The 8,593-nt window shown below is 41.0% G+C and carries 5 protein-coding genes and 3 pseudogenes; 7 read left to right on the forward strand and 1 reads right to left on the reverse strand.

Annotation, left to right across the window (positions count from 1 at the left end):
• A pseudogene (locus tag CD000_RS18965) lies at nt 1-205 on the reverse strand (IS701 family transposase); the annotation flags it as partial.
• Nucleotides 206-615: 410 nt separating this feature from the next.
• On the opposite strand from CD000_RS18965, the gene CD000_RS00900 reads away from it, so the two are divergent.
• The 7 genes and pseudogenes from CD000_RS00900 to CD000_RS18975 all read left to right on the forward strand — a co-directional run.
• The gene (locus CD000_RS00900; protein ID WP_096224679.1) at nt 616-1,914 is read left to right on the forward strand and encodes a sugar ABC transporter substrate-binding protein; all 1,299 of its coding nucleotides are present in this window, start codon (nt 616-618) and stop codon (nt 1,912-1,914) included.
• 86 nt (nt 1,915-2,000) lie between these two features.
• Complete coding sequence (locus CD000_RS00905) at nt 2,001-3,344, forward strand: sugar ABC transporter permease (RefSeq protein WP_012749395.1); 1,344 nt, start codon at nt 2,001-2,003, stop codon at nt 3,342-3,344.
• A gap of 2 nt (nt 3,345-3,346) precedes the next feature.
• On the forward strand, nt 3,347-4,216 hold the full coding sequence (locus tag CD000_RS00910; RefSeq protein WP_012749396.1) for a sugar ABC transporter permease: 870 nt from the start codon (nt 3,347-3,349) through the stop codon (nt 4,214-4,216).
• 106 nt (nt 4,217-4,322) lie between these two features.
• Nucleotides 4,323-6,635 (forward strand): glycoside hydrolase family 31 protein, encoded by a 2,313-nt coding sequence (locus CD000_RS00915; protein WP_096224680.1) that lies wholly within the window; start codon nt 4,323-4,325, stop codon nt 6,633-6,635.
• A 66-nt stretch (nt 6,636-6,701) separates the two neighbouring features.
• Nucleotides 6,702-6,836: pseudogene (locus tag CD000_RS18970) on the forward strand (LacI family transcriptional regulator); the annotation flags it as partial.
• Between the two features lie 941 nt (nt 6,837-7,777).
• Nucleotides 7,778-8,335: an alpha-amylase family glycosyl hydrolase gene (locus tag CD000_RS00925; RefSeq protein ID WP_198962471.1), complete on the forward strand. Its 558-nt coding sequence runs from the start codon at nt 7,778-7,780 to the stop codon at nt 8,333-8,335.
• Nucleotides 8,336-8,407: 72 nt separating this feature from the next.
• A pseudogene (locus CD000_RS18975) lies at nt 8,408-8,593 on the forward strand (DUF6431 domain-containing protein); the annotation flags it as partial.

Here is an 8,593-nt window from a genome sequence, read left to right on the forward strand (position 1 = left end):
TTCGGGAAAAATGGCTGAGTGTCGTGCGGTGGTTCGGATGAAAGCTCCCATGATGAAGATCGGTCAATGTTCCCGAAAAGCCCTTCGTGATCATCGCATCCACGATATGAACGAGATGCTTCATAACAGGTTTTGAAAAATAAAGGGTCAACCCCAACATCGTGAAAAACTTGTGAATTCCTTGATGATGTGCTAATCTATTCATGAGACATGAACCTCCTTGTGAATAGTTTGGTAGCACATCTATTCTAACCAAGGAATCGGGTTCATGTCTCCTTTTTTGTTTCGATGTAAATTTATGTTAGTGATTTTGCTCATCTACAGTTACATTACACAAAATTCTTGACGGTACCATTTGTAGACTAGAATTTAATTTTTTTAATTTAATTTTTTGTGAATTTATCAAATGTTTGCACTTCATTGACTATATAAAAAATTATTGCTTTTTTGTTTCTAGGCTTTTATAATTAAGGTAAAATACCATTGAAACCCCTTACATATACGTATTATTTTTTGAAATATATATGCAAACGATTGCGCAAAAGTATTTGTTTATGGGTTTTATTATGGGTTTTAATGGTATGAATGATTTAGCCATATGGAAGGAGAGGGAAAATGAAGAAAAAGAGAAGGGGTATCTCAATTTTGGCAGTGATGGTGCTGGTATTCAGTTTGCTGGCGGCTTGTGGACCAACATCATCCCACAAAAGTGTCGGGAAGAATGAACCGGCAAGTACAAATGAAGGAGACAGTAAAGAAATTAAACCAGAAAAAGGTGCTAAACTGAAAGTCTGGGAATCTAGCGGAGCAATTGGTGAATGGACCAAATATGTGGCTGAAGAATTTACCAAAAAGTATGGGGTGCCGGTAACTTTTGAAGAAGTAGGACATACTGATGCGCCTGAAAAGCTCAAAACGGATGGTCCGGCTGGACTTGCGGCAGATGTGTTTGCTGCTCCACACGATCATCTAGGATCTATGGTATCAGCAGGATTGGTTTTAGAAAACTTTTTCCCAGAAGAGTATCAAGATAAGTTTATGAAATCTGCTATTGAGGGGACGACAGTTGATGGAACTCTTTACGGCTATCCTACGTCTATTGAAACATATGCTTTATTCTACAACAAAGATCTGGTAAAGAAATTACCTAAAACCATGGATGAACTGATTACACAAGCTAAAGAATTGACTGATATTAGAAACAATAAATATGGATTCATGATGGAAGTAGCGAACTTGTATTTTGTATACTCATTTATCGGCGGATACGGTGGTTATGTATTCGGTGATAACAATACCAATCCGAAAGACATTGGTTTGAATAATGAAGGAGCTGTAAAAGCAGGAAAGTTAATGCAACGTATTCATAAAGAAATCTTGCCTTTGAAGGTGGAAGATATTACTTATGATGTGAAACAATCTTTATTTAACGAAGGAAAACTAGCTTTCAATATTGATGGACCTTGGGCTGTAGCGGGCCATCGCGATGCTGGCGTGAACTTCGGTGTCATACCGTTGCCTAAATTGGAGAACGGTCAAACACCTACAAGTTTTTCTGGTATTCGCGCATTTTATGTAAATGCTTATACAAAGTATCCGAACGCAGCCTCCTTATTCGCCAAATTTGCAACGAGTGAAGAAATGCTACTAAAACGTTTTGAAATGACTGGGCAATTGCCACCGGTTCAATCTCTTCTAGACAATGAAACTATAAAAAATGATGAAATTGCATCGGCATTCTTGGAGCAAGCAAAATATGCAGTGCCAATGCCAAACATTCCACAAATGCCAATGGTCTGGGAACCTATGGCATCTGCTCTCACTACGATTTGGAATGATGGAAAAGATCCAAAAGAAGCTCTGGATGCGGCGGTTGACCAGATTAAAGCGGGAATTGCCACTCAGGGTCAGTAGCAACGAGATAGAAAATTGAATCAATGCTCTCTGTTTCGGAGGGCATTGATTCTTAATGTGAAAAAAAACGGAAAGGGGATCTTTGCATGTCTCCAACACCCAATTTAGTTGCAGAACCAGAACGCCGCCAAACCAAGAAAGCAAGTACAGCCGCGGTATTATCCTTCCTTTTTATGGGTCTGGGACAAATTTATAATCGGCAGTACATCAAAGGAATTTTATATGCTCTGGTAGAAATATATGTAATTGTTTTTTTGACAAACCCGATTGTGAACGGTTTATGGGGCTTGATCACCTTAGGTGAGCAAGCTCAGGTTCGAAGAAGGGGAAGGGTAGTCATAGAAGGAGATCATTCCATCTTCTTGATGATAGAGGGATTGATAATTGTTATAGTCCTTGTTATTTTCCTGTTATTTTATATCTATAATATTCGTGATGCCTATAAAACAGGCAAACTTCACGAGACCGGAGAAAAAGTAAACAGTTTTATAGAATCATTGAAAAAATCATGGGAGTATGGATATGCTTACATTCTTTTGACTCCTGCTGCAATCTTTACTCTCTTTCTTTCCGTTCTTCCATTGACTTTTGGTATTCTGATTGCATTTACTAACTTTTCTTCCCCCAATCATTTGCCTCCAAAAAACCTAGTGGATTGGGTGGGGTTCCAGAATTTTATTGATTTATTTAGATTACAAGCATGGAGCAAGACATTTTATGGGATAGCGACTTGGAACATCATATGGGCTATTCTAGCTACTTTCACCACGTTTTTTGTGGGGATGTTCTTTGCTTTAATTATTAATCATAATAAAGTTCGCCTGAAACGAATGTGGAGAACAATATTCATATTGCCCTGGGCTGTTCCCCAATTTATTTCTATCCTTGTTTTTCGAAATATTTTCAACGGTCAATTCGGTCCTTTGAACCAGTATTTATCCACTTTAGGAATTGATCCTATTCCTTGGCTGTCCGATCCATTTTGGGCAAAAGTAGCTCTAGTGACCATAAATATTTGGTTGGGATTCCCGTTCTGGATGGCATTAATTGCAGGTGTGTTGACGAATATTGACAAGGAATTATACGAAGCGGCAGAAGTAGACGGAGCAAGCACATTTCAAAAATTTCGCTCAATTACTTTTCCTTTATTAATGTACTATACTTCTCCACTTTTAATCATGAGCTTTGCTGGAAACATCAATAACTTTAACGTCATCTACCTCTTTACCCAAGGGGGACCTGCCGATGGCAAATATACTTATGCAGGTTCAACTGATTTGTTAATATCTTGGATCTATAAGCTGACTTTGAACCATAGCCAATTTTATATGGCTTCCGTACTTTCCATTCTGATTTTTATTGTAGTAGCAGTATTTTCAATTTGGAACTTCCGACAAACAAAAGCATTTAAAGAAGAGGAAATGATGTAAAGATGAGTGCAAAACCATTACGTACAAAAAAATTGTCCGGTGCAAAGTTCAAGGAAGCTGTGGTTACCGTTCTAATCTATGCTTTTCTGATCATTTCAGCTATTTTGGTTTTGTATCCAATCGTCTGGATTTTCATTGGGGCGTTAAATCCAGGAGACACATTGTATAGTTCAACTCTTATGCCTGAGAAAATTACAATGAAGCATTACACACATCTATGGTATGAAACTGATTATGTCAAATGGTTTAAAAATACTTTATTCGTTGCAACGATGAATATGATCTTGTCCACGTTTTTAATCGTGTCATCGGCTTATGCTTTCTCACGTTTTCGATTTCCTGGCCGCCGCCAAGGTTTGATGGCGATGCTGATTCTGCAGATGTTTCCTAGCTTTATGGGAATGATTGCTATATATATTCTTCTTCTCCAGATTGGCCTATTGGACAATTTGTGGGGATTGATTCTTGTATATGCAGGCGGTTCTATACCATTTGGAGCATGGCTGGTCAAAGGATATTTTGATGGATTGCCAAGAAGCTTGGAGGAAGCAGCTAAAATCGACGGTGCATCCCACACCACCATCTTTTTCAAAGTGATGATGCCTCTGTCAGTGCCTATTTTAACCTTTATTGCGATTAACAATTTTATCGGGCCATGGATGGATTTTATTTTCGCCCGATTGGTTCTACGCTCCAACGAAAATAAAACTCTAGCAATTGGGTTGTTTGAGATGGTTACCGGTCGCGGAAATACTGAATTTACAACTTTTGCGGCAGGAGCCATTATTGTAGCGATCCCGATCACTATTCTGTTCTTGTTACTGCAAAAATACATTATTGCAGGCTTAAGCGCAGGTGCAAACAAGGGGTAATCGAAGTACGGAGATGAGGTGCAGAGCATTGAGTAAAAGAATAATATCTGATCCAGCTGGATGCTTATGAGGATGTGATTTTAGTTTAAAAAAAGGAGTCGTCATCATGCATACATTAACCGATTTAAGAGAAGTTACCATTACGGAAACAGCAGTTGAACTGTACTATGCATTTCAAGCCAAGGTTCTGATTCGCTCCCCACAGGAAGGAACCGTCCAGGTCCAGTTCCTGAAAGTGACCGATTGGAGCGAAGAGGTTCCGGAACCTTCCTATTCGGTTCTGCTAAAAGAGTTTCTTCCGCTTCAGGCGGAAGAGAGAGAAAATGAGATTACTGTTTCCATCCCGAAGGGGAGAGCGGTAATTTCCAAAGTGCCCTTCGGAATTCGCTTTTTTAATGAAACAGGCCGGGAGGTAACGAGAAGCGCTGATACTGCGGCGTATCAGTTTGACGGTTGGAAGAGCCGCATTTCCTTTCAATTTTCCGGTGACGAACGCATCTACGGGTTGGGGGAATCAGATCTCAATCAGGATGATGTTCGCCTCAATCACCGTGGTACAATCCGACCGATCTGGAACAAACATCTGCCTTCGCCTTCACGATTGATGATACCAGTTATCTACAGTTCAGAGGGGTACGGTCTCTTCGTTGATAATCCTTGGGTCGCCCGTTTTGATTTCGGTGTGGAGAAGGAAGATATCTGGTTCTATGAAGCCGAGGGTGGGACGATCACCTATTATCTATTCTTGGGGCAAGAGCTGAAAGATTTGGTCAGTCAGTATGTGAAATTGACGGGTCGCCCGGAGATTCCTCCACTCTGGACTTTTGGTTATTTGCAGTCCAAATTTGGATACAAGAGTCGTCAGGAAGTGGAGGAATTGGCAGAAACTTTCCGTCAAAAACGGATTCCGTGCGATTCAATCATTCTAGATCTCTACTGGTTTAAGAAGATGGGGGATATGTGCTTTGACCGTATCGCCTTCCCGCAGCCGGAAAAGATGATTGCGGGATTGCGCGGCAAAGGGTTTCATCCCATCGTAATTGAAGAGCCTTATGTGACAAAAGAAAGCCGTTTGTTCCCAGAAGGAGACAGGATTAAAGTATTTGCCAAAAAGCAAAATGGAGAAACCTATCTATTCCCATTTTGGGCAGGAGAATCGGCGTTGGTTGATTTCACAGATCCGCTTGCCAAACAGTGGTGGGCCGACCAACACAAGGAATTGATTGAGATGGGTATAGAGGGTTGGTGGACCGACTTGAACGAGCCGGAGGTTCACTTCCCGGATATGGTCCATCACGACGGCCCTGCTCAAAAGGTCCATAACATTTTTGCCTTGGAAATGCATAAATCATTGGCCTTGGCGCATGAACAAAACTGTCCAGAGCGCCGACTGTTTATCATGAGTCGCTCGGGATGGGCAGGCAGTCAGCGTTATGGCGTGGGGGTCTGGTCCGGCGATGTGGAGAGCACTTGGACCGACTTGAAGAAGCAACTGTCTGTAGCTTTAAGCATGAGCCTTGTCGGCCTCCCACTCTGGAACAGCGACATCGGTGGATTTAAAGGGAATGAACCGTCACCTGAACTCTATGTGCGCTGGATACAATTTGGAGCCTTTACCCCTATCATGCGCCCCCATGGTGCTCATCAAAATCGTGAGCCTTGGGCTTTTGGTGAAGAAACGGAAAAAATCGTAAAGAATTTCATCGAGTGGCGTTACCGCTTTCTGCCTTACATCTATTCCTGTGCATTTGAAACCTATCGCACCGGGATACCTTACATGCGTCCAATGGTTATGGAGGTGCCGGAGGATCTCAATTGTACCGAGATCTGTGATCAATTCTTCTTTGGATCCAATTTGCTGGTGGCTCCCGTTTTGGAAGAAGGAGCAACATCCCGCAAGGTTTACCTGCCAGAAGGTCTTTGGTATGATGTTTGGACGTGGCAGTCGGTTGAGGGGGGGAGAACGATCGAAGCTGATGCGCCTCTGGATCGTATTCCTATCTATGCCAAAGCGGGGTCGATCATCCCTACATTGCCTGTAATGCAACATGCAGAGGAACGATCATGGGATAAGATGACCATTATCGTCTATCCCGGTCGGAATGGTGAGTTCCTGCTATATGAAGATGATGGAAAGACAACAGCTTATAAACGGGGAGAATACCGCACTATGTTGTTCAGTCAGAAGAACTTGGACGGCAAGATAATTGTAAATATTGGAGCAGGAACTGGTTCCTATCCTGAGTCGGTTGAACAACGGACCTACCACATTCTGATACCAGGTGTCACCGCTTCCGAGGTAAGAATGAACGGGAAATCTGTACATTCTATCAAGCAAGAAGAAGGTTGTTTGGCGTTTACTTTGGAGGATCAGCCCGTAAAATGCGAGATTAATGTAGAGATAGTGATAAATAAGTAAGGAACTTTCGATAAATATGAAATTCCAAATGTCATCAATTTCTCCTGTATTGTTGACATTATGTTAAGAATTTTCCAGCTCGGTTATGAAGCAACAAAAAGTTTAATCGAAAAAATCGCCAACCCGAACGAACCGGTAAAACGAATCATTATTCCGCATCGGATTGTGAAGCGGTTTTCGTGCAACGATGGCAGGAAATAAAGCTTCCCCTAGCCGCGAAAAGGCGGTTAGGGGGATAATATGCTCAAAACGGGAGTTACCTATAAGGTAAAAATCTTGAACGGGGTTAGCGGGTGGCTGCCCTTAGCAAAAAAATCGATTTCGATACTTACTAGATAAAGTAAATTGTCGATCGTTTCTTCACTCACAAGATATAGCGATTGGACGTACTTCATCACGTGTATCTCTATAACTTAAGAAGCTTATCGCTCCCTCTTTATTGGGATACAGAAAAGATGGACCAATAAAATAGATAAGGTTTTAAGTCATTGGAGAAATTTAGTTGGTTACGTACAAAATCGAAAAATGAAAAAATCGTTTTGATTATTTTCTTATATTTTAAAGGTCAATCTGCAAAACAATCCTTTTTATTGGTAATTGGTTCCCACTATAGAGTCTGGTGCCATAAACAATGATTCGCATGCGCTCCTCATAGGTGTTGATAAGAACTCCCTTTTCCCTTGGTACATGAACACCATTTGAAATGAATCATCAACATTAGCCAGGTTGACAAAAGTCTTTGATGTGAACACGGGTTCCTTATGACGGAATCTCGTGATTGAAATCCCGCCTTCTTTGCAAGAGAGTCCAAAATGGCAACCGAAAATTTAAATGGATTTTCAGCCGTATCTGCTTGTTTGAATGTAGAGATCATGGGTATATCGATTATTAGTGATATCTAAGTGATTGGCTTTGATGGATGTCATCGAGTCAATGCATGATTCCTGCCTTTATAATTTTTAGTCAGAATATTATAACAAATTAACGAGTGACGGTTAGTTTATTGACTTCTTAAATAGATCAAAATGAGATGCTCAATGAATAGGAGGTGGTGTTACCCATAGAAATGTCATAAGAAAAAGTATATCAGTAAGAAGGTAGTTTTTTACGTCATATTATTTTAAAAGAAAGGAAGAAATGGCATGTGGAAGGTTCCAAAATTCATTAAACAATCATATCTCGTTTTTCTTCTTGCTCTATTGCTCTATTCTTCATTTGGTTTTTCGTTTTCCAGGACTGAGGCGACTACATCTACAGGAGCTTTAGGACCAGTTACCCCGAAAGACACAATATATCAGATCGTGACGGACCGTTTTTTTGATGGCGACCCATCAAATAACAAGCCTCCTGGTTTTGATCCTACCCTGTTTGATGATCCGGACGGCAATAACCAGGGGAACGGAAAAGATTTAAAGTTGTATCAAGGCGGTGATTTCCAAGGAATCATAGATAAAATTCCTTATTTAAAAAATATGGGGATAACTGCCGTTTGGATTTCCGCTCCTTATGAAAATAGGGACACTGTGATAGAAGATTATCAATCAGATGGAAGTATTAATCGTTGGACCAGTTTCCACGGTTACCATGCAAGAAATTATTTTGCAACCAACAAACATTTTGGTGTAAATTATCATTTTATTTCAGCACAAAACACCCATTTTTTTGCACATTCTTTCAGAAAGCCCTCTCCCCTTTTCTGAAGGAATGTGCTAAATTTTTTGTGAATTGTTTCGGACAAAGATTTCCATTCGTTTCAATGAGGGGGAGGAAGTGTGATCCAGTTTCACGACTTTGGCATTGACATTCAAACGTATACGGATCGTGGGAAAGGGAACGATTTTCCCGACGTGAACCAATGCCCCCACTGTTCATCCCGCCGCCCCTTGCATCGTCACGGATACTACCAACGCTATGCGTTGACGGCAGAGGGGGAGTATCACCTTTGGATCGCACGATAT

The sequence above is a fragment of the Geobacillus sp. FJAT-46040 genome (genome assembly GCF_002335725.1).
GTDB classification, from domain to species: Bacteria; Bacillota; Bacilli; order Bacillales; family Anoxybacillaceae; genus Geobacillus; species Geobacillus thermoleovorans.